1 pseudogene is annotated in these 593 nt (G+C 70.3%); it reads left to right on the forward strand.

Features of this window, described 5'->3' with window-relative positions:
- Nucleotides 1-593, forward strand: a pseudogene (locus tag EN750_RS38030) (chromosome segregation protein SMC); the annotation flags it as partial.

Consider the following 593-nt stretch of genomic DNA (forward strand, 5'->3'; position numbering starts at 1 on the left):
GCGTTGGCCGAGGCCGAGAGGGCCGGCGGCGAATTGCAGAGCCGGCGCGCCGCACTCGATGAAGCGCGCGCCCGCATCGTCGACAGCCATGAGGAGATTTCGGCCGCCTTCGCCGAGGCGGAAATGCTGCTGCAGGACGCGCCCGATCTTGGCGATCTGCAATTGCAGCTCGAACAGTCCTCGGCCAATGTCGCCCGCGACCGCGCCGCGCTTGCCGATGCGCGCGCGGTGCATGAGGGGCTGCGGCGCGAAGCCGAGGCGCGCGCGCGCCGGCTCGATGCCATTGGCGCCGAGCGCAGCAATTGGCTGGAGCGGGCCGAAAACGCCTCGACGCAGATCGCATCGCTCGGCGAACGCAGAGCCGAGGCCGAGGCCGAACGCGAGCGGTTGGCCGATGCTCCCGATGAAATCGACGCCAAGCGGCGTGCCTTGCTGTCGCAGCTCACCGAGGCCGAGAGCTTGCGCAAGGCGGCAGCCGACCGTCTGCAGGAAGCGGAGAACCGGCAATCCGAACTGGACAAGGCCGCCACCGGCGCCATCCAGTTCCTGGCCGAGGCGCGCGAGACCCGCGTTCGCGCCGAAGAGCGGCTGAC

This window comes from Mesorhizobium sp. M7A.F.Ca.ET.027.03.2.1, from assembly GCF_003999175.1.
GTDB lineage: Bacteria > Pseudomonadota > Alphaproteobacteria > Rhizobiales > Rhizobiaceae > Mesorhizobium.